At 33.9% G+C, this 23,504-nt stretch carries 24 protein-coding genes and 1 pseudogene; 19 read left to right on the top strand and 6 right to left on the bottom strand.

All coding sequences use genetic code 11. The features are described from left to right. The first annotated feature begins 35 nt into the window (after positions 1–35). The 8 genes and pseudogenes from QE431_RS07505 to QE431_RS07470 all read left to right on the top strand — a co-directional run bounded on the left by QE431_RS07505 (position 36) and on the right by QE431_RS07470 (position 6,672). Positions 36–474, top strand: a pseudogene (locus QE431_RS07505) (acyl-CoA thioesterase). Positions 475–563: 89 nt separating this feature from the next. Beyond that, positions 564–1,427 (top strand): mechanosensitive ion channel family protein, encoded by an 864-nt coding sequence (locus QE431_RS07500; RefSeq protein WP_307294434.1) that lies wholly within the window; start codon positions 564–566, stop codon positions 1,425–1,427. Positions 1,428–1,582: 155 nt separating this feature from the next. Further along, on the top strand, positions 1,583–2,575 hold the full coding sequence (locus QE431_RS07495; protein WP_307294430.1) for an alpha/beta fold hydrolase: 993 nt from the start codon (positions 1,583–1,585) through the stop codon (positions 2,573–2,575). A 120-nt stretch (positions 2,576–2,695) separates the two neighbouring features. Continuing rightward, positions 2,696–3,085 (top strand): DUF1398 domain-containing protein, encoded by a 390-nt coding sequence (locus tag QE431_RS07490; RefSeq protein WP_057118542.1) that lies wholly within the window; start codon positions 2,696–2,698, stop codon positions 3,083–3,085. A 29-nt stretch (positions 3,086–3,114) separates the two neighbouring features. Further along, complete coding sequence (locus tag QE431_RS07485) at positions 3,115–3,945, top strand: ThuA domain-containing protein (protein ID WP_307294426.1); 831 nt, start codon at positions 3,115–3,117, stop codon at positions 3,943–3,945. A 6-nt stretch (positions 3,946–3,951) separates the two neighbouring features. Further along, positions 3,952–4,803 (top strand): sulfurtransferase, encoded by an 852-nt coding sequence (locus QE431_RS07480; protein ID WP_307294423.1) that lies wholly within the window; start codon positions 3,952–3,954, stop codon positions 4,801–4,803. Positions 4,804–4,818: 15 nt separating this feature from the next. Beyond that, the gene (locus QE431_RS07475; RefSeq protein ID WP_307294421.1) at positions 4,819–6,060 is read left to right on the top strand and encodes an ATP-binding cassette domain-containing protein; all 1,242 of its coding nucleotides are present in this window, start codon (positions 4,819–4,821) and stop codon (positions 6,058–6,060) included. After that, on the top strand, positions 6,061–6,672 hold the full coding sequence (locus QE431_RS07470) for a hypothetical protein (RefSeq protein ID WP_307294420.1): 612 nt from the start codon (positions 6,061–6,063) through the stop codon (positions 6,670–6,672). 215 nt (positions 6,673–6,887) lie between these two features. Here QE431_RS07470 and QE431_RS07465 read toward each other — a convergent pair whose 3' ends face one another. Beyond that, positions 6,888–7,934: an RluA family pseudouridine synthase gene (locus QE431_RS07465; protein WP_307294417.1), complete on the bottom strand. Its 1,047-nt coding sequence runs from the start codon at positions 7,932–7,934 to the stop codon at positions 6,888–6,890. Then, entirely contained in the window at positions 7,924–8,544 is a 621-nt protein-coding gene (locus QE431_RS07460) for a PASTA domain-containing protein (RefSeq protein ID WP_057118547.1), read from the bottom strand. Before QE431_RS07460 ends, QE431_RS07465 begins: the two co-directional genes overlap by 11 nt. Positions 8,545–8,802: 258 nt before the next feature. Here QE431_RS07460 and QE431_RS07455 point away from each other — a divergent pair, with 258 nt between their 5' ends. The 4 genes from QE431_RS07455 (at position 8,803) to QE431_RS07440 (ending at position 11,877) form a co-directional block, all read left to right on the top strand. Then, entirely contained in the window at positions 8,803–9,774 is a 972-nt protein-coding gene (locus QE431_RS07455) for a D-alanine--D-alanine ligase (protein ID WP_134141089.1), read from the top strand. 157 nt (positions 9,775–9,931) lie between these two features. Next, positions 9,932–10,624 (top strand): DUF421 domain-containing protein, encoded by a 693-nt coding sequence (locus tag QE431_RS07450; RefSeq protein WP_134141087.1) that lies wholly within the window; start codon positions 9,932–9,934, stop codon positions 10,622–10,624. A 53-nt stretch (positions 10,625–10,677) separates the two neighbouring features. Beyond that, positions 10,678–11,136, top strand: coding sequence for a pantetheine-phosphate adenylyltransferase (coaD, locus tag QE431_RS07445; RefSeq protein ID WP_057118550.1), 459 nt, complete (start codon positions 10,678–10,680; stop codon positions 11,134–11,136). A gap of 162 nt (positions 11,137–11,298) precedes the next feature. Continuing rightward, on the top strand, positions 11,299–11,877 hold the full coding sequence (locus QE431_RS07440; protein WP_307294406.1) for an alkylphosphonate utilization protein: 579 nt from the start codon (positions 11,299–11,301) through the stop codon (positions 11,875–11,877). Positions 11,878–12,143: 266 nt separating this feature from the next. On the opposite strand, the gene QE431_RS07435 is transcribed toward QE431_RS07440, so the two are convergent. Then, positions 12,144–12,587 (bottom strand): hypothetical protein, encoded by a 444-nt coding sequence (locus QE431_RS07435; protein WP_057118553.1) that lies wholly within the window; start codon positions 12,585–12,587, stop codon positions 12,144–12,146. Positions 12,588–12,778: 191 nt separating this feature from the next. Further along, the gene (locus QE431_RS07430; protein ID WP_307294403.1) at positions 12,779–14,143 is read right to left on the bottom strand and encodes a DEAD/DEAH box helicase; all 1,365 of its coding nucleotides are present in this window, start codon (positions 14,141–14,143) and stop codon (positions 12,779–12,781) included. Between the two features lie 228 nt (positions 14,144–14,371). Between QE431_RS07430 and QE431_RS07425 the strand changes: the two genes are divergently transcribed. Beyond that, positions 14,372–16,099 (top strand): M14 family metallopeptidase, encoded by a 1,728-nt coding sequence (locus QE431_RS07425; protein WP_307294400.1) that lies wholly within the window; start codon positions 14,372–14,374, stop codon positions 16,097–16,099. 362 nt (positions 16,100–16,461) lie between these two features. Continuing rightward, positions 16,462–17,202: a DUF6882 domain-containing protein gene (locus QE431_RS07420; protein WP_307294397.1), complete on the top strand. Its 741-nt coding sequence runs from the start codon at positions 16,462–16,464 to the stop codon at positions 17,200–17,202. A 135-nt stretch (positions 17,203–17,337) separates the two neighbouring features. Here the strand turns inward: QE431_RS07420 and QE431_RS07415 are convergent, their stop codons facing one another. Continuing rightward, complete coding sequence (locus tag QE431_RS07415; RefSeq protein WP_057118556.1) at positions 17,338–17,991, bottom strand: NUDIX hydrolase; 654 nt, start codon at positions 17,989–17,991, stop codon at positions 17,338–17,340. Between the two features lie 7 nt (positions 17,992–17,998). Here QE431_RS07415 and pyrE point away from each other — a divergent pair, with 7 nt between their 5' ends. Both pyrE and QE431_RS07405 read left to right on the top strand, forming a co-directional pair. Continuing rightward, a complete protein-coding gene (pyrE, locus tag QE431_RS07410) occupies positions 17,999–18,646 on the top strand; it encodes an orotate phosphoribosyltransferase (RefSeq protein WP_057118557.1) in 648 nt (215 codons plus the stop codon). A gap of 348 nt (positions 18,647–18,994) precedes the next feature. Then, positions 18,995–19,387 carry an orotate phosphoribosyltransferase gene (locus QE431_RS07405; RefSeq protein WP_095954711.1) on the top strand — a complete coding sequence of 131 codons (393 nt, stop codon included), beginning with the start codon at positions 18,995–18,997 and terminating at the stop codon, positions 19,385–19,387. 258 nt (positions 19,388–19,645) lie between these two features. On the opposite strand, the gene QE431_RS07400 is transcribed toward QE431_RS07405, so the two are convergent. Further along, entirely contained in the window at positions 19,646–20,374 is a 729-nt protein-coding gene (locus QE431_RS07400; RefSeq protein ID WP_307294389.1) for a biotin--[acetyl-CoA-carboxylase] ligase, read from the bottom strand. Positions 20,375–20,468: 94 nt separating this feature from the next. Here QE431_RS07400 and rsfS point away from each other — a divergent pair, with 94 nt between their 5' ends. The 3 genes from rsfS (at position 20,469) to QE431_RS07385 (ending at position 23,504) form a co-directional block, all read left to right on the top strand. Next, positions 20,469–20,840, top strand: a complete 372-nt coding sequence (gene rsfS / locus QE431_RS07395; RefSeq protein ID WP_007809313.1) for a ribosome silencing factor — start codon at positions 20,469–20,471, stop codon at positions 20,838–20,840. 15 nt (positions 20,841–20,855) lie between these two features. Further along, positions 20,856–22,781 carry an ATP-dependent zinc metalloprotease FtsH gene (gene ftsH / locus QE431_RS07390; protein ID WP_057118560.1) on the top strand — a complete coding sequence of 642 codons (1,926 nt, stop codon included), beginning with the start codon at positions 20,856–20,858 and terminating at the stop codon, positions 22,779–22,781. A gap of 117 nt (positions 22,782–22,898) precedes the next feature. Beyond that, the gene (locus QE431_RS07385) at positions 22,899–23,504 is read left to right on the top strand and encodes a lactate utilization protein B/C (protein ID WP_134141077.1); all 606 of its coding nucleotides are present in this window, start codon (positions 22,899–22,901) and stop codon (positions 23,502–23,504) included.

The following is a 23,504-nucleotide window of genomic DNA, read 5'->3' as shown; positions in this document are numbered from 1 at the left end:
TAATTTCGATTTCTCATCAAAATTACAACTATAAAATGGCTTCATTTGTAAAAGAAATATCTTTCCGCTGGTCAGATCTTGACCCAAACTTTCACGTTCGCCACAGTGCTTATTACGATTTTGGCGCGCAGCATCGTATTGAAATCCTTGAAGAACTTGGGTTAACATTAAAAGTAATGCAGACACAAGGTTTTGGTCCTGTTTTATTTAGAGAAGAATGCATTTTTAGAAAAGAATTAAAACTTTCTGACAAAATATTCATTCATACCAAAACTTCAAAAATGAAAGCCCGATGCTTCTCGCTGGTCGATTATTCACGAATTTAGAAGAGAAGACGATACCCTTTGCGCAACAATTACTGTAGACGGAGCCTGGATGGACACCAAACTACGAAAATTAGCTTCTCCAACTCCAGAAATTGCAGTTAAAGCGCTGAGTATTTTTCCAAAAAGCGATGATTTTGTTGGACTTTAAAAATAAAGTGTATTTATCTTAACTTTATAATCCAAAAAACGATATTTGAATATCTGTTTTTTGGATTTTTTTTCTCAAAATTAAAATTTATGATCGATTACTTTAAGGACTTCCGAATCGGTATTTTTATAACTATAATAATCATTATCACAATCATTCTTGGCGCGATTACCGATCGAGTTCTTCGTTATCTTTTGTACAAGAAAGAAACGAATAAAGAATATGATGCCACTGGGTTTAAATTCTTAAAACACTTAATCATAACGCTAATTTACATACTTGGGTTTGCCTTTGCTTTAATCCAAATTCCTGAATTTAAAATCATTGGACATTCTTTTTTAGCAGGTGCGGGAGTTATTTCTCTGGTTGCGGGTTTAGCTTCTCAGCAAGCCTTGAGTAATATTGTCAGCGGCATATTTTTAGTCATTTTTAAACCGTTTAAAATCAATGATAAAATCACCATAAATAATTTTGTAGGTACTGTTGAAGATATCAATTTGAGACAAGTCGTTCTAAAAGATGCCGAAAACAATAGAATTATTATTCCGAATTCTGTTATCAGCAATCAAATTATTGTGAATACTAATATGCACGATACAAAATGCTGTAAAATAATCGAAATTGGAATTGGTTATGATTCTGATATCGAAAAAGCATTGGAAATCATAAAAGATGAAATCGCCAAACATCCTCTTTTTATTGATACCCGAACAGCAGAAGCCAAAAAGCAAAAAACTCCCCTTGTTATAGCACGTGTTGTCGCATTGGCCGATTCTAGTGTAAACCTAAAAGCGTGGGCTTGGGCAAAAAACTCTACTGACGGATTTGTAATGTACTGCGATTTACTGCAGAGCATTAAAAAAAGATTTGATGAAAACAATATCGACATTCCGTATCCACAGCGTGTTGTAACTTTAAAGAACAATGATCAAAAAAATCTAGATCAAAAATAATCTGAAATAATCTTAGAAGTCATTCACCAAATTATTGCTTTAATGGCTTAATTTTTAACTCAATCGGTTTTTTCTCATAACTTTAAGAGTGGATTTTTTGGTTTTAAAAATGCATAGCGGTAATTTTATAATCCTTAATAAAAAACCATTTTTACATGAAAACTTTAAAACTCCTCATACTTTTACTGCCGTTTTTTAGTTTGGCACAAGAACAGAAAATCAAACAGTTAGACATTAATTTAACGAATTATGAATATCCGTTTCCTGTCCAATTTTTAGAATTAAGCAATCAGCGTCAAGCAATTAAAATGGCTTATATGGACATTAAACCAAATAATTATAACAATAAAAATATTGTACTGCTTCACGGAAAAAATTTCAATGGAGCTTATTGGGAAACTACCATAAAGGCATTGACAAAAGAAGGTTTTAGAGTGATTGTACCCGACCAGATTGGTTTTGGAAAATCGACAAAACCTGATAATTTTCAATATACTTTTCAGCAGTTAGCTCAAAATACCAAGAAACTTTTAGATCATTTGGGAATTGAAAAAACAACCATTTTAGGTCATTCTATGGGCGGAATGCTGGCAACACGTTTTGCATTAATGTATCCTGAAACAACAGAAAAACTAGTTTTGGAAAATCCCATTGGTTTAGAAGACTGGAAATTGGTCGTGCCTTACAAACCTGTAGATTGGTGGTATGAGTCTGAATTAAAACAAAATTATGACGCCATAAAAAAATATCAGATGGCTAATTATTATGATGGAAAGTGGAATGCAGATTACCAGAAATGGGCAGAACTCGGCGCGGGATGGACAACAGCTCCAAATTATGACCGCGTGGCGTGGAATTCTGCACTTTTATACGATATGATTTTTACACAGCCTGTTTTGTATGAATTTAAAAACATCAAAAGCCCGACGCTTTTAATTATTGGAACTAGAGATAAAACGGCTTTAGGAAAACCTTTGGTTTCCGCAGAAGTCCAAAAAACAATGGGAAATTATGCTGAATTGGGTAAAAAAACGCAGCAAGCAATTCCGAACTCAAAATTGGTTGAAGTCCCAAATACAGGACATTTACCGCATATCGAATCTTTTGATTCATTTATAAAACCATTAATCGTATTTTTGAAACAATAACTTTTTGTCTGCCAGAAATTACCCGAATTTGCACTAATTTTAATGTGCATCAAACTAAAAAATAAATTCATGTCAATTGGTGTAATTCGTGGCAAAAAAACTAACTTAAAAATTAAAATTATGTTTACAATTGAACAAATAAAAGAAGCTCATGCAAAAGTGAAAACTGGAGCTGATTTTCCAAATTATATACAAGATTTAATCATCTTAGGCGTAAAAGGATACGACACTTACGTGCACGACGGAAGCGTTGTCTACTACGGTTTAAACAATTATACAGCCGAAGCTGAGGAAAAATATCCTGAAATAAAAGTGGCTGATTTTCCGAACAAAGAACTTTTTATCGAATTCCTAGTAAAACATCAACACGGTGAAACAGATTATATGACATTCTGCAAACATTGCGCACAATGTGGTATTGCTAAATGGCGTGTAGACATTATTGAAATGACTTGTACTTATTTTGACAAATCTGAGAATGAGATTTTGATCGAAAAAATTCCTAGTTAATACTCATGTCATTTTTCAATCAAAATTCGATGGGCATTTTTAAAAGAATTATTTTATTTTTTGTTCTAACAATTTCTTTCTTTGGTTTTTCTCAAAGCAAAAAAGAAAATCCAAAATTTAAAGTAATTGCTTTTTACACCGCAAAAAACGATCAGGCGCATATTAGCTTTGTCCATGAGGCCAATAAATATTTTCCAAAATTGGCAGCAGAAAATCATTTTCAGTATGATTCAACGAGCAATTGGGAAAATCTTAATGCTAAGTTTTTAGCAAAATATCAAGTGGTTTTATTTTTAGATACACGCCCGGAAAAGAAAGAAGAACGGGAAGCTTTTCAAAAATACATGGAAAATGGCGGCGGTTTCATAGGATTTCATTTTTCAGCATTTGCTTTAAATGATTCCAGTTATAATCAGGATTGGAATTGGTATCATAATACTTTTTTAGGATCTGGCGAATATGGAAGCAACACCTGGAAACCAACTTCGGCAGTTCTTAGAGTTGAAAATCAGCATCCTGTCACCAAAAATCTGCCAAAGACTTTTACATCAGCACCAAACGAATGGTATCGATGGTCTAATGATTTGACGAAAAATCAAGACATCGAAATTTTAGTCGCAATTGACGAATCCAGCTTTCCATTAGGAACTGGTCCAAAAGCACATGAAATTTGGCACAGCGGTTACTATCCAGTTGTATGGACGAATAAAAAATATAAAATGCTGTACGTAAATATGGGGCACAATGATATTGATTATGAAGGCGGTACAAACAAAACCTTATCGTATACTTTTGAAAATAAAACACAAAGCCAGTTAATATTGAATGCATTGCTTTGGCTCGGAAATTCAAAAAAATAAAACAAAATGTCTCATTCAATTTCTCCATTAATTAAAGCAGAAGAATTAATTCAATTAAATCATTCAGAAATCATTTTAATTGATGCGCGAACGGGCGCAGACGCTTTTGAAATCTATCAAAAAGAACATTTAGTAGGAGCGCGATTTGTAGACTTAAATCGAGATTTAGCAGCAGTTACAGAAAATCCCGCAAACGGCGGAAGACATCCTTTGCCAGCTGTGGAAGATTTTTCGAAAACTCTTTCTTCTATCGGAATTTCAGCTTCAGACCATGTTATAGTCTATGATGATAAAAATGGTTCTAATTTCGCAGCCCGATTCTGGTGGATGATGCGCGCTGTCGGACATGAAAAAATTCAGGTTTTAAAGGGCGGTTTTCAGTCTGCAATTCAATCTGGTTTCCCTACCAGTTCTGGAATTGAGATTTTTGATAAAACAACTTATCCCGTTCAAGAATGGAAATTACCATTAGCAGATATAGAAGACGTCGAAAAAGCCCGTAAAAACGATCAAAATATTGTAATTGATGTTCGTGACAAGAACCGTTATGATGGCTTAACAGAACCTCTAGATTTAATTGCCGGGCATATTCCTGGAGCTGTAAATGTACCACTGACTGAAAATTTAGACGAAAAAGGATTTTTCAAATCTCCTGAAGAATTAGCTCAAAAATACAAAGCTATAATTGGAGATAAAAAAAGCGAAAATACAATTGTACATTGCGGTTCTGGCGTTACAGCCTGTCACACTTTATTAGCAATGGACTACGCTGGACTTCCCATTCCGAAATTATATGTAGGTTCTTGGAGCGAATGGTCGAGAAACGATCGCGAAATGGCATTAAAAGAGAATAAATAATACTAAAAATACACCATGCAGCATTGGGATATACTTTTATCAAATCAGGTAAATAAAAAAGCATTTATAGACAATATTTTAAACGGTGAAGCAAAAGGAGAATTAGCGGTTTTTAATAACCAAAAAGGAATTCTGTTCTCTGATATTGCAATCGAGAAATTCATCGAAAAAGAGTTTCAATATGACAGCGTTGAAGCTTCAAAAACATCAAATAGACAATTAAGAACCTTTTCTTCCGGAGAACGCAAAAAAGAGTTTTTACGTTACTGCATTGAACAAAAACCCGATTTCATCATTTTTGACAATCCGTTTGATCACTTGGATCAGCCTTCAAGAGTGATTTTGGCTGATTCTTTAAAAGATCTCACAACCGAAATCGCCATTATTCAAATTTTAAACCGTACTGTTGACATTTTAGATTTTGTTCCGAATAAGGCTTTAATCAAAGACAATACTTTCGAATTACATCCTTTAGTAAAAACCGAAAATCATTTTAAAACTTTAAATACAGCTGAAATTCCAAAAGCTTTAGAACCGCATGACTTTCACGAAAGTGTACTAATTAAATTAGATGATGTTTCTGTAAGTTATGAAGAACGAAAAATTCTTAACAACATTTCCTGGACCATAAAACAAGGTGAATTTTGGCAGTTAATTGGCCCGAACGGTTCTGGAAAAAGTACTATTTTATCCTTAATTACAGGCGATAATCCAAAAGGTTTTGGGCAGAATTTATTTTTGTTCGGCAGAAAAAAAGGAACTGGCGAAAGTGTTTGGGAAATCAAAAAACAAATCGGAATTTTTACGACTTCAATGACCGATTTATTTCAAAAAAGCCATACTTTAGAACAAATGATTTTATCTGGGTTCTTTGACCAGATAGGACTTTATACGGAACCAACAACACATCAAAAGCAAATTGTAACGCAATGGCTTGAAGTGATAGAAATGTCACATTTGCGTAAAAAACGTTTTATTGATCTTTCTGTTGGACAGCAGCGTGTGGCTTTAATTGTCCGCGCCGTTTTAAAACATCCGCCTTTATTAATTTTAGACGAACCAGTTGAAGGTTTAGACGACGAAAATGTAGATTTGGTAATTCAATTAATCAACACTATTAAACAGGAAACCAATGTAAGCATCATTTACGTTTCTCACCGAATCGAAAAAGGCCTTGCTCCTACTTCTGTCTTCGAACTTTTGCCAGCTGAAACAGGATCAATCGGAAAAATAAAATACCACTCAGAATTAAATTAAATGAAAATTAAAATTGCATCAATTCTTATTTTACAGCTGTTATTCATTTCTTGCTCGAGCACGATTTCAACAGTAAAAAAAGAATATACTTTAAACAATTCAAAAGAACTAAAATCAGATTGGACGATTAATTCTAAAGAATGGATTCTAAAAAAAGACACTCTTACAGGAAATGGTTCTCTTTCTCCTTGGGGAGTCTTGGTTTCGAAAAAACAGCTTCCGGAGAATTATGAAATTGATTTAAAAGTCAATATGACAGGAGAATCTTTATTTGAAATAATGCTTAATTTGGATAAAGGAAAATACATTAGAACATACTTGTACCAAATAGATCAAAACATAGTAATTGGCGATGGAATTTATGATAAAAAAGACGATTCGTATGGTAAACGAGGCGGAAAAACGTTGTTTAAAAAACCAATGAAATTAGAAAACAATAAATGGTATTATTTGAAAATTAAAGTATTAAATAATCAATTGTACTTTTCCGTAGACAATAAAACCTCCATTGAATGTTCTATAGAAAAAAGCAGTTTAAACCAAAAAGGAAAACTAGGTTTTATAACCAACGGCGAAGTAAAAATAACTGGTTTAAAAATCAAATCTCTTTAAGAATTAAATTAATAACATAAAACATAACTGTAGAGAAGTACCGCAGTGCGTCTAACACATTGTGAATATTCGTTGAGGAGACGCACTGCTGTGCGCCTCTACAGAATATTGGAATGGTAAAACGAAAAAAGCTCCGAAAAGGAGCTTTTTCTATTTCATTTAGTTAAGGAAAAATTATCTAATTATCTAATTGACAAATTCCCTAATTTATCTAATTAAGCATCTTCATCCTCAACATTATGCGACTTCACATAATTACGCCACTTTTCGATACAATCTTGCAAATCCTGTGGTAATTCTGTATCAAAACGCATTAATTCACCTGTATTTGGGTGAACAAAACCAAGAGTTTTGGCATGCAGCGCTTGACGCGGTAAAGCTTTAAAACAATTCTCGATAAACTGTTTGTATTTTGTAAAGGTTGTTCCTTTTAAGATTAAATGTCCGCCATAACGTTCATCATTAAACAACGGATGTCCGATGTGTTTCATGTGCGCGCGAATCTGATGCGTTCTTCCCGTTTCCAGTTTACAAGAAATCAAGGTAACATAACCAAAACGTTCCAAAACTCTATAATGTGTAATCGCAGGTTTGCCAATTTCAGGATCATCAAAAACAGCCATTTGCATGCGGTCTTTTAAGTGTCTTGCCAGATTTCCTTCAATGGTACCGCTTTCAGCCACAACATTTCCCCAAACTAGAGCAATATACTCACGTTCAGTCGTTTTCGCTTCAAACTGCTTTGCTAAGTGCGTCATCGCAGCTTCCGTTTTGGCAACAACCAAAAGTCCAGAAGTATCTTTATCAATACGGTGCACCAGACCAGGACGCTCGCTGCTGTTCATTGGCAGATTATCAAAATGATGTGCCAAGGCATTTACCAAAGTTCCGGTGTAATTTCCGTGACCTGGGTGTACAACCATTCCCGGCTCCTTATTGATCAATAAAAGAGCATCATCTTCATAAACAATATTCAGCGGAATATCTTCAGGAAGAATATGATTTTCAAACGGCGGATGCGATAACATAACCGTAATCACATCAAAAGGTTTTACTTTATAATTTGATTTTACTGGAATATCATTTACAAAAATGTTTCCTTCAGTTGCTGCGTTCTGGATCTTGTTGCGCGTAGCATTCTGAATCAAATTCATTAAATATTTGTCAATACGCAAAAACGCCTGACCTTTAGGTACTTCAAATCTGTAATGCTCAAATAATTCGTCTTCCAGATCTAAATTTTCTTCAATATTATTGTTCATCTTGTGGGGTTTCTGCAGGCTCAGTTGCTGTACTGTCTGCCTGACTTTCATCTACATAGCTTGCTTTTCCGTCGCCTAAAACCAAATCGATTTTAGACGCTTTCAATACGCGGTCTCCTACTTTTAAATTTCTGCCTTTTAAACGCATTTCCAATACCATATCTTTTCCAAGATTCGGAATATAAGTAATCGTTCCTGGCTCAAGTCCTAAAGCTTTTAAAGTCGGAACTGCTTCACGATACGTTTTCTCGATCAAATCAGGAATTTTAACAGAAGAAAAGCCTGAAGCATTAATCTTAATATAAATTTTTCTTCCCACTTTTACTTTAGTTCCCGGCAGCGGATCCTGCTCAACAACACTATATTTAGGAAATTCACTTCTATAATCAACACTGTCCAGCAGCACATAGTCTAAATCCAGTTCGTCCAATTTCTCTTCTACTTGTTCCTCAGTCAGTTTAGACAAATTCGGAACAGCTATTTCATGTCCGTGATCAGTTGTAAAAGTCAACCAATGCATAAATAAATAACCAATAACCGCAATGATAGCTGCGGCCGCAAGCAATTGCAAGAAAAAAACTCGGCTTGTTAAATACTGACGTAAACTCATAAATTTATTTTTAATAGCGACAAAGATAAAGTATTTCGTTTCAAAAAAAATGATAATTTTGTTTAAAACAAGAATGCAAGAAATTGTTTGACTGAGCGAAGTCGAAGTCCCGTTTGCCGAATTACTTTGCAGGGACTTCGACTTCGCTCAGTCTGACAAATATAACGAACAAACATAATTCGTAAAAATTAGTACAATTAGAAACAAAAACAATAAAATCGATTAAATAACAAAACGATTAAACAAATAAACAATAAAATGAAAAACATTGCCATCATCATGGGCGGATATTCAAGCGAATACAAAATTTCGCTGATCAGCGGAAACGTTGTATACCAATATCTTGATAAAACAAAATACAACGGATTTCGAATTCACATTTTCAAAGAAAAATGGGTTTATGTAGACCAAAATGATGCCGAATTCCCAATCGATAAAAATGACTTTTCAGTAACAGTAAACGGAGAAAAAATCACTTTTGATTGTGTTTTCAACGCAATTCACGGAACTCCAGGCGAAGACGGATTAATGCAGGCATATTTCGAATTAATCGGTATGCCGCAATCTTCTTGCGATTATTACCAATCTGCACTTACATTCAATAAAAGAGATTTATTATCGGTTTTAAAACCATACGGAATCAAAACGGCAATCTCTTATTATTTGAACAAGGGAGACGAAATCAATACAGCTGAAATTGTTAAAAAAGTTGGACTTCCATGTTTCGTCAAACCAAACAAAGCAGGTTCAAGTTTTGGAATTTCTAAAGTAAAAACCGAAGCTGAACTGCCAATTGCAATCGAAGTGGCGTACAAAGAAGACAATGAAATCATCATAGAAAGTTTCCTTGACGGAACTGAAGTTTCTGTGGGCGTAATTAATTATAAAGGTGAAATTAAAGTTTTACCAATGACTGAAATCGTTTCAGAAAATGATTTCTTTGATTACGAAGCTAAATACGAAGGAAAATCACAGGAAATAACACCTGCAAGAATTTCTGATGAGTTGACTCAAAAAGTAGGCGAAATAGCAAAACGCGCTTACGAAGTTTTAAAAATGAAAGGTTTCTCAAGAAGCGAATTTATCATCGTAGACAACGAACCGTATATGCTGGAAATGAATACTATTCCAGGTTTAACGACAGAAAGTTTGATTCCGCAGCAATCAAAAGCAGCTGGAATTTCTCTAGAAGATTTATTTACCAATGCGATTGAGTTAGCTCTAGCTTAAAAAAGATAGTAAGGTTCTGATATCTAAGTTACTAAGATCTCAGAACCTTATTTTTTAACCCAATACTGTCAGGCTGAGTGAAGTCTAAGTCATCAAAAGCTTAAACCTAAAAAACTTAGAAACTTAGCCCCTCAGAACCTTAGAACCTTAAAAAAAAATGAAAGAAATCTTTGAATGGAATAGATTGTTATTTAACGAATTACCCCAGGTTTTCCTTCTGGAAGTAATATTTCGTTCAACGGTTATGTTTACTATTTTACTGCTTACATTAAAGTTAGCTGGTAAAAGAGGAGTAAAACAATTATCTATATTCGAAACCGTAATTGTTATTGCGCTTGGTTCGGCCGCCGGCGATCCAATGTTTTATGAAGATGTCGGAATAATACCGGCAGCGATTGTTTTCTTAGTTATCATTATCCTATATCGCGGTGTAACATGGCTTACTGGAAAGAGTAAAAAATTCGAGGAATTTATAGAAGGCAAAACCGAATGCTTAATCAATGACGGAAAATTTTCTATCTCAACTTTTAAAAAAGAATCTTTGGCTCAGGACGAATTTTTCTCTGAATTAAGAATCAAATCCATTGAACATTTAGGACAAGTTAAACATGCTTTTATAGAAACAAGCGGAGAAATAAGCGTCTTTTTTTACAAAGATGAAGAAGTGAAACACGGACTTCCTATTTTGCCTTTACTTTTCCATCAAAAAAGTAAAAACATTCTAAGTGACGGAATTTATTCCTGCACTTTTTGCGGTCATACCGAAGAACAAAAAAAAGGAACCGCAAAATGTAAAATCTGTAAAAAAGACGAATGGGTTCCAGCAATAAAAACCCTTAGAATTACCTAAATAAAGATCAAAACTTAGAATCTTAGTAACTCAGAACCTTAGAACCTCAAAAAATGAGAAGAGCAATATTCCCCGGATCCTTTGATCCTATTACACTTGGACATGAAGACATTATCAAAAGAGGAATTCCTTTGTTTGATGAAATTGTAATTGCAATTGGTGTTAATGCCGAAAAAAAATACATGTTTTCATTAGAAGAAAGAAAGCGTTTTATTGAAGAAACTTTCAAAGACGAACCGAAAGTATCAGTTATCACTTATGAAGGTTTAACAATTGATCTGGCAAAAAAACTAAAAGCCAATTTCATTTTAAGAGGTCTTCGCAACCCAGCAGATTTCGAATTTGAAAAAGCTATTGCGCATACGAATAGAAAACTTTCTAAAATAGAAACAGTATTTTTATTAACTGCTGCAAGTACATCATTTATTAGTTCGAGTATTGTTCGTGATGTATTGCGTCATGGAGGTGAGTATGAAATGCTGGTTCCTGATGCGGTAAGGGTTAAGAAATAACACTACACACTAAGTCATAGCAAGGAACAAAGCAAGCGGACTATGCGTACTTTGTTAAAATTAAGTATGAAATTGCTTCGTTCCTCGCAATGACAGAAAAACATAAACTTGCAAGCGAAACAAATTATAAGTAATTTCGCATTTTTAAACAAACAATAAATAATGAGCATCGAAAGAGAATTAAGCAAACGAAGCGGATCTAAATGTGAACTTTGCGGAAACGAAGAAAATCTAAAAGTTTATCAAGTACTGCCAACTCAAAAAGGCGGTATTGATGAAGCTATATTAGCCTGTAATACCTGTATTGACCAAATTGAAAATCCAGATAACGTAGAATTAAATCACTGGAGATGCCTTAACGACAGCATGTGGAATGAAAATGTTGCTGTGCAAGTTGTTGCTTGGAGAATGTTAAGCCGTTTGCGTGCTGCAGGATGGCCTCAGGAATTATTGGACATGATGTATTTAGATGAAGATACTCTCGCATGGGCACAAGCAACTGGCGAAGGCGAAGATGACGAAAATAAATTAATTCACCGTGACAGTAACGGTGTAGTACTACAACACGGAGATTCTGTTGTTTTAATCAAAGATCTTAAAGTAAAAGGATCTAGCATGGTTGCCAAACAAGGAACTGCTGTGAGAAATATTCGTTTAGACCACGAAAACGCTGAATACATTGAAGGAAAAGTTGATGGACAGCAGATTGTGATTATAACGCAGTATGTGAAGAAGATTTAAATAAAGTTGCTAAGGTTCTGAGATGCCAAGATTCTAAGTTTTTTTTTTTTTGAATACTCACTATTTAACCGCAAAGCACACAAAGATTTACGCAAAGTTCACAAAGTTTTATTCACAAAGCTTTGCGCACTTTGTGCTTTTAAAAGCCTTTAAATAAAAAAACTTACCGAGCTTTGCGTTAAAATTAAAGACAAAGTTTATCAACCTGAAACTTGAAACAAAAAAGCCGTTCAAATAGAACGGCTTTTTATACATATATCGAAAAATTATTTTTGAAATAATTTATTGATTTGGTCTTTTACGAATGGCTCAGAAACGTTGTTTGTTGCTGCGTCTCTTTCTTTACCAGAAACCATAAACTGAACTGTAGATTTGTCTGGAACCACATTTCCTGTGTAGTGCAACCAAATGTAGTTGTTAGGTAACTCTAATTTGATATCGTACAACGGAGAAGCTGTAAATCCGCCCATGATAATGTTGTATAAAGAGTTATAAGCATTATCGATGTTCTTGAATGAAAATTTTCTCAAAGTCGAATCGTCATCACTTTGAACAATAGTGTAATACACAGTGTATTCGTCACCAATTTTCTGAATGTAGTTGTTATTTACTTTTCCTAATTTTTCTACAGGAACCGTTTCTAGAACCTTAACCTGTGCAAACGAAACAAAAGTAAAAAACAATGCGGCAAGAGTAATAATCTTTTTCATATAGTATTTGGGGTTACAATTTTACTGTAGCAAAAAAACATAGAAATATTGAAAAAACACCTATCAAATCATTATTTTTTTAACATAAAATTGTAAAACTTAGTTAAAGAATTCTAAACATCTGAAATACAAGGAGATAAATCCAAAGTCAAAAAAACTCTTTAATCAAATTATTCGCTCGTTTAGCATAACTAATATTTCCCTCTTTTCTCCTCTTCTTCTTTCTTGATGACATTTCGGGCAACCTCAATTTTGAACTTTTTGCCTTTCATCTTTTCGTCCTTAATATTTTTCAGAAGTTCTTTTACCTTATTGAATCTTACGGCTGCAAACGAAACAAAATCTTTCACTTCAATTAAACCTAAATCCTCTTTTTCTAATTTTCCCTTTTGAGAAAAGAAACCCACAATATCAAATTTATTTAGTTTTGTTTTCTTCCCGCCGCTGATATAAATAGTTTGAAATTGAGGCGGATTTGGCAGCGAAACTTTTCCTTCAACATTTAAAACTGCCATTTCATAATCAATATAATCTAATTGTTTTTCACTTTCGTGAATGATAACATAAGACGTTCCAGTTGCCTGCATACGCGCTGTACGCCCATTTCTATGCGTGAATTCGTCTTCTTTCAATGGGAGGTGATAATGAATGACGTGTTTCATTTCTGGAATATCCAAACCTCTAGCTGCTAAATCCGTTGTAACCAAATAGCTGACGCTTCCATTTCTAAACTGAATTAAAGCGCGCTCACGTTCGTCCTGATCCATTCCACCGTGATAATAAACCGAATAAATTCCTTTTTCGTTTAAAGTATCGCTGATACGTTCTGCAGCATCGCGATGATTACAAAAAATAATCGCCGATTCTGAATTTAAAGAACAAATTAAATTGAACAAACTCTGTAATTTATCTTTAGCTGGCGAAACCACCATTTTCATCGAAAGATTAGCTTTTTCTTCTTCCTCTGGAATAAAATCTAAAATTGTTGGATTTACAACGCGTGTGTATTTCGGAATTTCAATATCGGAAGTTGCCGAAACTAAAACCCTTTTATTTACTTTCGATAATCTGCCAATGATGAAAGACATTTGTTCGTGAAAGCCTAATTGAAGCGATTTATCAAATTCATCCAAAATTAAAGTCTGAATTTTATCGGTTCTAAAAGTATCTCTGTCAATATGATCGGCAATTCTTCCTGGCGTTCCAATTAAAACCGCAGGCGGATTGCTTAAATTTTTGATTTCTGTGTCGATTGAATGTCCACCGTAGCAGATATTTACTTTATACTGCGTTCCCATTTTTTTCCAAACCTGTTCGATCTGAAGTCCAAGTTCGCGGGAAGGAACCAAAATTAGACATTGAACAGAAAGAATCTCAGGCTGCAATAATTCTAAAATTGGAAGCAAAAAAGCCAATGTTTTTCCAGATCCAGTTGGAGAAAGTAATAAAACGTTGTTTTCGTTTAAAATGGCATCTTGCGCCATTTCCTGCATTTCGTTCAGACTCTGAATCCCTAAATTCGAAAGTATATTGTTGGAATGGTGTTTTTTATTCATTTTGCAAAAGTAGGGAAAGTTTTTTAACCGCAAAGCACGCAAAGGTTTACACAAAGTTCGCAAAGTTTAAGTTCATAGCTTTGCGAACTTTACGTTTTTATAAAACCCATACATAAAAAACCTTGCGTGCTTTGCGGTAAAAAACACAAAGCTTATCAACTTGAAACCTGAAATTTGAAACTTTTAAACAAATAAAAACTATATTTGATTTTGATTAAAACCAAAACCATGAAACTTTTTACCTTTTTCATTTCACTTTTCACCATTACCCTTTTCGCTCAAAACAACAAAAAATACGACACGTTTTTTGAGAAAGGTAACGGAAATCAATCGGCAACTTATCAAGAAACTATCGCTTATTTTAAAATGCTTGCTGCCGACTTTCCGACGATTCAAATGAAAGAAATGGGACTGACAGATTCTGGAGAACCTTTGCATATGATTACCTTCAATGCTGACAAGGAATTTGATTTTGATAAAATACAGAAAACCAAAGCCGTTTTATTTGTGAATAACGGTATCCACGCGGGAGAACCTGACGGAATCGATGCAACCATGCAATTCTACAGAGATTTGGCAATTGGCAAACTAAAAGCGCCTAAAAATACTGTTTTAGTGACCATTCCGGTTTACAATATTGGCGGGGCTTTAAACCGAAATTCGACAACTCGAGCAAACCAAGACGGACCAGAAATTTATGGTTTTAGAGGAAATGCGAGAAACTACGATTTGAATCGCGATATGATGAAATCTGACACGAGAAACACTAAAAGTTTTGTCGAGATTTTCCAAAAAATAAATGCCGATGTTTTTATTGACAATCACGTAAGTAACGGTTCTGATTATCAATACAAATTGACGTACATTATGACACAGCATAATAAACTCGGAACTGTTTTGGGCGATTTTATGAATAACGAAATGATGCCGGCTTTGGTCAAAGATCTTCAAAAGAAGAAAATTGAAACTACGCCTTATGTCGATTCATTTAAAGATACTCCAGACAAAGGTTTTGGACAGTTTGTAGATAGTCCGCGATATACAACGGGTTACACTTCCCTATTCAATACAATTGGTTTTGTGGTTGAAACACATATGCTGAAAAAATACGCAGAACGCGTAAAAATGACTTACGAGTACATGAAGTCTACTATGGATTTTACCGATGCGAATTATCAAAAGATAAAAGATTTAAGAGTAAAGAATTTAGAACAATATCAGCCTAAAAAATCGTATACTTTAAAATGGGAATTGGACAGTACAAAAGCAACTACTTTTTCGTTTTTGGGATATGAAGCAGACTACAAAAAAAGCGAAGCTACAACAGGAAATCGTTTGTATTATGACAGAAGCAAACCATACAAAAAAGATGTTCCGTATATCAAAGAATTCAAATCGGTAAAAGATGTTGTTATTCCGTCTGCTTATATCATTCCGCGTGGTTATTGGAATATTATTGACCTTTTGAAAAACAATAATATCTCGTTTAAACAAATTAAAAACGATACAATTATAGAAGTTGAAAGCTACAGAATTTCCGATTTTAAAACCGTTCCGTCTGCTTACGAAGGGCATTATTTACACAGAAACACGACCGTAACTTCTAAAATGGTTAAAATGGCTTTCGCCAAAGGAGATTACATTGTTCCAACAAATCAAAAAGGTGTAAAATATCTTCTAGAAGCTTTTGAGCCAGAAGGTGTTGACTCTTTCTTTAACTGGAATTTCTTCGATCCGATTTTACAGCAAAAAGAACATTACTCAGAATATATTTTTGAAGATACCGCGGCGCAGCTTTTAAAAGATAATCCAGCTCTAAAAGCAGCATTAGAAACCAAAAAACAAAACGACCGCGAGTTTGCTAAAAATGCAGAAGCACAGTTAAATTGGATTTACAAGCATTCTGTTTATTATGAAAAGGCACATATGCAGTATCCTGTTTATCGTGTTTTGTAGATTTTTTTTTTGATTGATGTGGTTTAAAAAGTCCCATATCGCAAAGAGAGAGACGTTTGTGACAGCATGGTAAATATATTCCGTAGGAATATCTCATCGGTAGAAAAAATAATATCATTATGCATTGTGTCCTGTAAGGACACCTGTTTACGGCATTATTACCTAGTTAATCAAACGTTCCGATGGAACGTATATCCGGGATTCATTTTCTTTCTACCTACGAGACATTCCTACGGAATGAGTTTTTTAATTGCAAAGTTCAAAATTCACAAATCAAGTATAAATTTAATTAACATTTTTCTGACTTATCTTAAAAGTTATATATTTGAATACATAAATTTTATAATTCTAAAAGTCATAAAATGGGACTATTCAATAATCTCTTCAAAAAGAAAGAAGAAAAAACAGCTTCAACAACTACTCAAAACAATCAAACTATCAGTTTTACTTCTGAAAATGATTTTTTAGAAAAATTTGGAGCAATTGCTTTGGAAAAACAAAGAAATCTATTTGAGATAACTGGTGGTCTTTCTTGGAATGTCGATATGAATAAAGAAGAAATAACTTTTGGAGATGATCTTACATTTCCGATGCAGGTCTTGGGTTCTTTTTCACATTCTTCAGAAACATGGCTTTGGATTTGGGATAACAAAGCGGGAGGTTATGCAGAATCTGTTATGAAGCAAGCTCTTTTGTTAAAGAAATACGGCGAAGAAAATAATATTGATTTATTGACAGTTGGAAAATTTGATGCTACTCAGAACGATTTACATCTAATAGGAATGATTGCTGTTGAGATGTTTAATGCAAGTGGTTATTATCTTGGAAATTACGGTCAAGGGACGATGGTTGTTACCATTAAATCTGATGCAGTAGATAATGTTGAGAGCGAAGAATTAGCTCGAATTCTAACTGTTTTTCCAGAACTTATTTCAACATTTGAAATTCAAAACCACAAAAATGCTTTTACAAATTATCTTTCTCAAAAAGGTTATGAACTGACATCTAATGGAAATGAAATTAAAGCCGAAAAGAATGGAAATGTAATAAATGCGGTTTTTAATGATGATAATCTTTTGATAAAATTAAATGGTAATTCTTAATACGAAAGTGAAGTTCGCGTGAGGGATAGAGCCAAGCTACCGTAGTAGCGGCGAAAGCCCGACAGCAATAAAAAAAATACCCAATGAACGCAAAGTTGATTGGGTATTTTTTTTATTGGTGGCACGCCCCAATACTTAAATATCTGAATTTGGACCTGATCGATATGGAACAGGCGGTGCAATTTTTTCTACTCGAACTTCCTCTTCTTCAAACAACAATTTGATGTTTTCGTATGAGTTTTTAAGTGCTTCTTTGATTTGCTCTGGGTTTAGCCAAGCCACTTTTTCGATGCCTTCTTCTATTTGTCCGTGAGGAGTTCCCTCAAAATCTGAATGCATTTCGAACCAATGCGTGATTTTTAATTTGTATTTTCCGTTGCGTTTGAAAATATGATAGGTTTTTTGCAGTTTATTGATTATACGAAGTTTATTTACTCCAGTTTCTTCCTCAACTTCGCGCATGGCGGTTGCTTCAATGTCCTCGCCTTTCTCGATTCCGCCTTTTGGTAAATCCCATTTTCCGTTTCTAAAAATGAATAGAACCTCGCCTTTCTTGTTGTACACAAAGCCTCCGCCGGCTTTATTTACTGGAATTTTGGCTTTAAGGGTTTTCATTATTTCACTTTCGTCGGGATGATATAGAATCGCTTTTTGAATTTTATTTTGAAAAATTTTTATGATAAGCTGTTCGATATCAATGCTCTCCAACAAGAACAATTGGAAATCTGTTTCTTTCGAGATTTCATTTGTCAAAAAAAGTGGTTTGTCGTTTACAAAAACTTTATACATTTGTACTATGATTTTTAATAAAGATACTGCCGAAAAAACAGCCGAATTGCTTTTGCAAATAAATGCAATTAAATTGAATCCCGAAAATCCTTTTACATGGGCTTCTGGTTGGAAATCTCCTATTTATTGCGATAATAGGTTAATTCTTTCATTTCCGAGCATCAGAAACTATGTTCGTGATGAGTTTGCTAAGAACATCGAAAAACAATTTGGAAAACCCGATGTGATCGCTGGTGTTGCCACTGGAGCCATTGGAGTTGGAATTTTGGTTGCCGAAAGTTTAGGACTTCCATTCGTATACGTGCGTCCGGAGCCTAAAAAACACGGAAGACAAAACCAAGTTGAAGGTTTTTTACAAAAAGGACAAAATGTTGTAGTTGTCGAAGATTTAATTAGTACTGGAAAAAGCAGTTTGATGGCTGTGGAAGCTTTAAGAAGCGAAGGTGCGAACATTAAAGGTATGGCGGCGATTTTTACATATGGTTTTGGCATTGCTGAAGAAAATTTTAAAGAAGCTAATATTGATTTATTTACTTTGAGCAACTACGAAAATTTATTAGACTTGGCGGTTCAAAAACAATATATCACTGAAGATCAGCAATCGACTCTGCTGGAGTGGAATGAAAGCCCGTCAACTTGGGGGCAAGAGGAGTAAATTTAGATTTTAGTCCCGAAGCCTCGGGATAGATTTTAGATTTTAGATTTTAGATTTTAGATTTTAGATTTTAGATTTTAGATTTTAGATTTTAGATTTTAGATTTTAGATTTTAGATTTTAGATTTTAGATTTTAGATTTTAGATTTTAGATTTTAGATTTTAGATTTTAGATTTTAGATTTTAGATTTTAGATTTTAGATTTTAGATTTTAGATTTTAGATTTTAGATTTTAGATTTTAGATTTTCTAAAAAATCGCTTCGCTCTTTTTTGGAATTTGGAATTTAAAAAATTGGAATTTATTTTTTTGCTCTTTGTCACTTTAAATAATAAAAAAATAAAAAATATATGAACTTAGAAAGTCCAAAAGTTACTGTTCAGAAATCAGCTCAAGATTTATTTGATCAATTGACTGATGTTAAGAATTTTGAAAAATTAATGCCAGATAATATCGCTAAATTTGAAGTGACTGGCGAAGACGCTTTTATTTTTGGATTGAAAGGGATGCCTGAAATCAAATTGAAAATGAAAGACAAAGTGGCTCCAAACAAAATTGTTTTGGGTGCAGCAAGTGACAAACTTCCGTTTACTTTGACTTCAAACATTGACAGCATTTCTGATTCTGAAAGTGCAGTTCAATTGTTTTTTGAAGGAGAGTTTAATGCTATGATGGCAATGATGGTTAAAGGACCAATCAGCAAATTCATCGAAACTCTAGCAAATAATATGAATAAGCTTTAATAATGGTGAATTATTAATGGTGAATGATAAATGAAAAGTTCAATCTGGCGATTGGACTTTTTTGTTTTTTGTCTTTTCGAAGAAGGAGAAATCTCCGCGAGAAATTCGACGAAAATTAACAATTTAAAAGTGGAGTTACTTGTATAAATCTCTCCTTTTCCTAAATATCACACTGTGTGGCAACTTTGGGTTAGACGCACTGCAGTGCATCTCTACAGAAAACCTTTGTGCCTTTGAACCTTTGTTCCTTTGAGCCTCTCAATAGAGCATTTTAACCTCCTTTATATCAAATTCTACAACAGAATCATCTTCTAATAAAACTTGCAATTTTCCAATTGGAGAAACGCCTTGAATGATTCCCATGAAATTTTGATCGTTGAGGTTTTTGAAAGGCATTGGAACTCCTTTTTTGAATAAAGAATTAAAATAATCGGTCCATAAATCTTTTGCAGAAGTCTGCCATGACTGTATTTTCTCCTTTATTTTTTCTACTATTAAAATTGCTAATTCTTCTTTATCAAAAGATTTACCTGAAATTACTGCTAGAGAAGATGCATTTGGCAAATCTGCATAATCAGTTTGGTTTACGTTCATCCCTATTCCGACAACTGACACGATCCTGCCATCGCTTTTTATGGTGTTTTCGATTAGTATGCCAACCAATTTCTTATTGTATGACAGAATGTCGTTTGGCCATTTTATGCATATATCAGGAATATTTAACGATTTTAGCACTTCTGTAACTGCTAATGAAACAGCGACACTTAAATTAAAGACTTGTTCGTTATTAAATAGAAAATCCTTTACCAATACACTCATAATTAAGTTTTTACCAGCTTCAGACTCCCACTTTCCTCCCATTTGTCCTTTGCCTTTTGTCTGATTTTCAGCTGTTACCACCGTAAAATTCTCTAGTTGATCCTGACTTGACAATGCTTTTAGGAAATCATTTGTTGAATCTATGGCATCGAGTTTGATTAGTTTCATTAAATAATTTAGATAACTTAATTTAATATTTTGTTAAGGTTCAAAAATAATCACAAAATTTGGTAACTTTACAAATTCACATATAAAATAATTCATGGCGAAAAAGACGATTAATAATGATGTTCTACTGGCGAACATAATCAAAGGGATTGAGGAAGTAAAAGGAAATGATATCGATATTCTTGACTTAAGAGAAATAGATACAGCTGTATGCGACTATTTTGTAATTTGCAACGGTAGCTCAAATACCCAAGTTAACGCCATCGTAAACTCAATTCAAAAAACAGTATCAAAAGACTTAAAAGATAAACCTTGGCACGTAGAAGGAACCGATAATGCAGAATGGGTTTTAATGGATTATGTACACATTGTAGTACATGTTTTCCAGAAACATATTCGCGAATATTACAATATCGAGAGCCTTTGGGGTGATGCCAAAATAACTACAATCGAAAATAAATACTAAAGAAACTTTCATTAAATGGCTAAAGATAATAATCCAAATCCGAATAAATTTAAAATAAGTCCTTGGTTAATATATACCGCAATACTTTTAGTTTTTTTATTTATAAGTTTTGCTACCGGAGGATCTAGCTTAAGCGAACCTGCTCAATTAACTTCTTCTAAATTCAACACGCTTTTAGAAAAAGGCCAGATTGAAAAAGTTATTGTGTACAACAAAGCTGAGGCTGAAGTATATTTAAATGCTGCGGCTCTTAAAGACCCGTCAAATAAAAAAGTTGCTGAAGATATTTTCAAACAGCCAAACAAAGGTCCGCACTATACGCTGGAAATTGGTAATGATCAAATATTTCAAACAAAACTTGAAAAAGCGGTTAGCGAGGGCAAACTGAAAGATTTTAATTTCCTTCAAAAAAACAATTGGAGCGATATTTTAATCAGCTTACTTCCTATCATCATCATTGTTGGTGTATGGATTTTCATCATGCGTAAAATGTCTGGCGGAGGTGCTGGAGGCGGCGGACAGATTTTCAATATCGGAAAATCTAAAGCCAAACTATTCGATGAAAAAACAGATATCAAAACTACATTTAAAGATGTTGCTGGTTTAGAAGGTGCTAAAGAAGAAATTCAAGAAATTGTTGAATTCCTTAAAAACCCTGAAAAATATACCAATCTGGGAGGTAAAATTCCAAAAGGTGCTCTACTTGTAGGACCTCCAGGAACTGGTAAAACTTTATTGGCAAAAGCTGTTGCCGGTGAGGCTCAGGTACCTTTCTTCTCTTTATCAGGTTCTGATTTCGTTGAGATGTTTGTAGGAGTTGGAGCTTCACGTGTACGTGATTTATTCAAACAAGCAAAAGAAAAATCTCCTGCTATCATTTTCATCGATGAAATTGATGCTGTTGGTAGAGCAAGAGGAAAAAGCAATATGTCTGGCGGAAATGATGAAAGAGAAAACACTTTGAACCAATTACTAACAGAAATGGATGGTTTTGGGACAAACTCTAACGTAATTGTATTAGCTGCAACCAATAGAGCTGATGTCCTTGACAAAGCTTTAATGCGTGCAGGACGTTTTGACAGACAGATTTTTGTAGACTTACCAGATATTCGCGAAAGAGCTGAAATATTTAAAGTACACTTAGCTCCTATCAAAAAAGTTGAAGGTCTAGATTTAGATTTCTTAGCTAAACAAACTCCAGGTTTTTCGGGTGCAGATATTGCAAACGTTTGTAACGAAGCTGCCTTAATTGCTGCACGTAACAACAAAGCTGCTGTTGACAGACAAGATTTCCTTGACGCAGTTGACAGAATTATCGGTGGTTTAGAAAAGAAAAACAAAATTATAACTCCAGAAGAGAAAAGAGCAATTGCTATTCACGAAGCTGGACATGCAACTGTAAGCTGGATGCTAGAGCATGCTGCGCCACTTATTAAGGTAACTATTGTACCTCGTGGACAAAGTTTAGGAGCTGCTTGGTATTTACCAGAAGAGAGACAAATCGTTAGAACAGATCAAATGTTAGATGAAATGTGTGCTACTATGGGTGGTAGAGCTGCAGAGAAAGTAACTTTCGACAGAATTTCAACTGGTGCTTTGAGCGATTTAGAAAAAGTAACGCGTCAAGCTCGTGCTATGGTAACAATCTACGGATTGAACGATAAAATCGGAAATGTTACTTATTATGATTCAACTGGACAAAGTGAATATAACTTCTCGAAACCATATTCTGATGAAACAGCAAAAATTATTGATGCTGAAATTTCAGAGTTAATCGAAGGTCAATACCAGAGAGCGATTCAAATCTTAGAAGAAAACAAAGACAAACTAAATCAACTAGCTGATATTCTGATTGAAAAAGAAGTTATCTTTAAAGATGATCTAGAAAATATTTTTGGAAAACGAACTTTTGACAAAAATTTGGAAGAAGTAGTTTCATAAATAATTTACGAAATACGTAATAATTTTTTAAAATCTTAATTCAAAATACCCTTTTGAATTAAGATTTTTTTATCTTTGAACGTTTTCAATTAACATGTAAAGTATTTCATATAAAAAATGAATTTTTTCAAAAAAATATTTGGCTCAAGCGAAGCCGCTTCTGACGAAGAGAATGAAAGCGAATATGCAGGTACATCTGCACAGAACAGTCATTTATCTTTAGACGAGCAATTTATTTTCAATTTCAAAAAAAATGGAGGTAAGTTCTTGTACTGCGAAAACACTGAAGAAGTTGCTGAACAGTTTGAAAACATATTAGAAGAAAATGATTGGTTTGAAAGTGAAGTTTTGTGTTATGAGCCAGCTTTGTTTAGTTTATTAGAAGAAAATAAATTATTTTACATTGCTCCTTCTAAACCAAAATTTTTATTGGCAAGCTGTGAAAACCTTATTGCTGATGAAGGTTCAATTTTATTTTCATCAAAACAAATTAGACAAAATAAACCAAACGAATTACCTGCAAATATTGTTATTATAGCTACAACCAGCCAGATCCTTCCAATGAAAAGCGACGGATTGAGCGCTATAAAACGTAAATACGAAAGAGACTACCCTACTAATATCACTACCATAAAATATTTCGAAAAAGCCAAAGAAGAAGACTTTACGCAATACGGAAGTGTTGCCAAGAATCTTTATTTATTGCTTTTAGAAGATCTTTAA

The organism is Flavobacterium sp. SORGH_AS_0622, from assembly GCF_030818825.1.
In the GTDB taxonomy this organism is placed as follows: domain Bacteria; phylum Bacteroidota; class Bacteroidia; order Flavobacteriales; family Flavobacteriaceae; genus Flavobacterium.
This window is presented reverse-complemented; position numbering and strand designations above follow the sequence as displayed.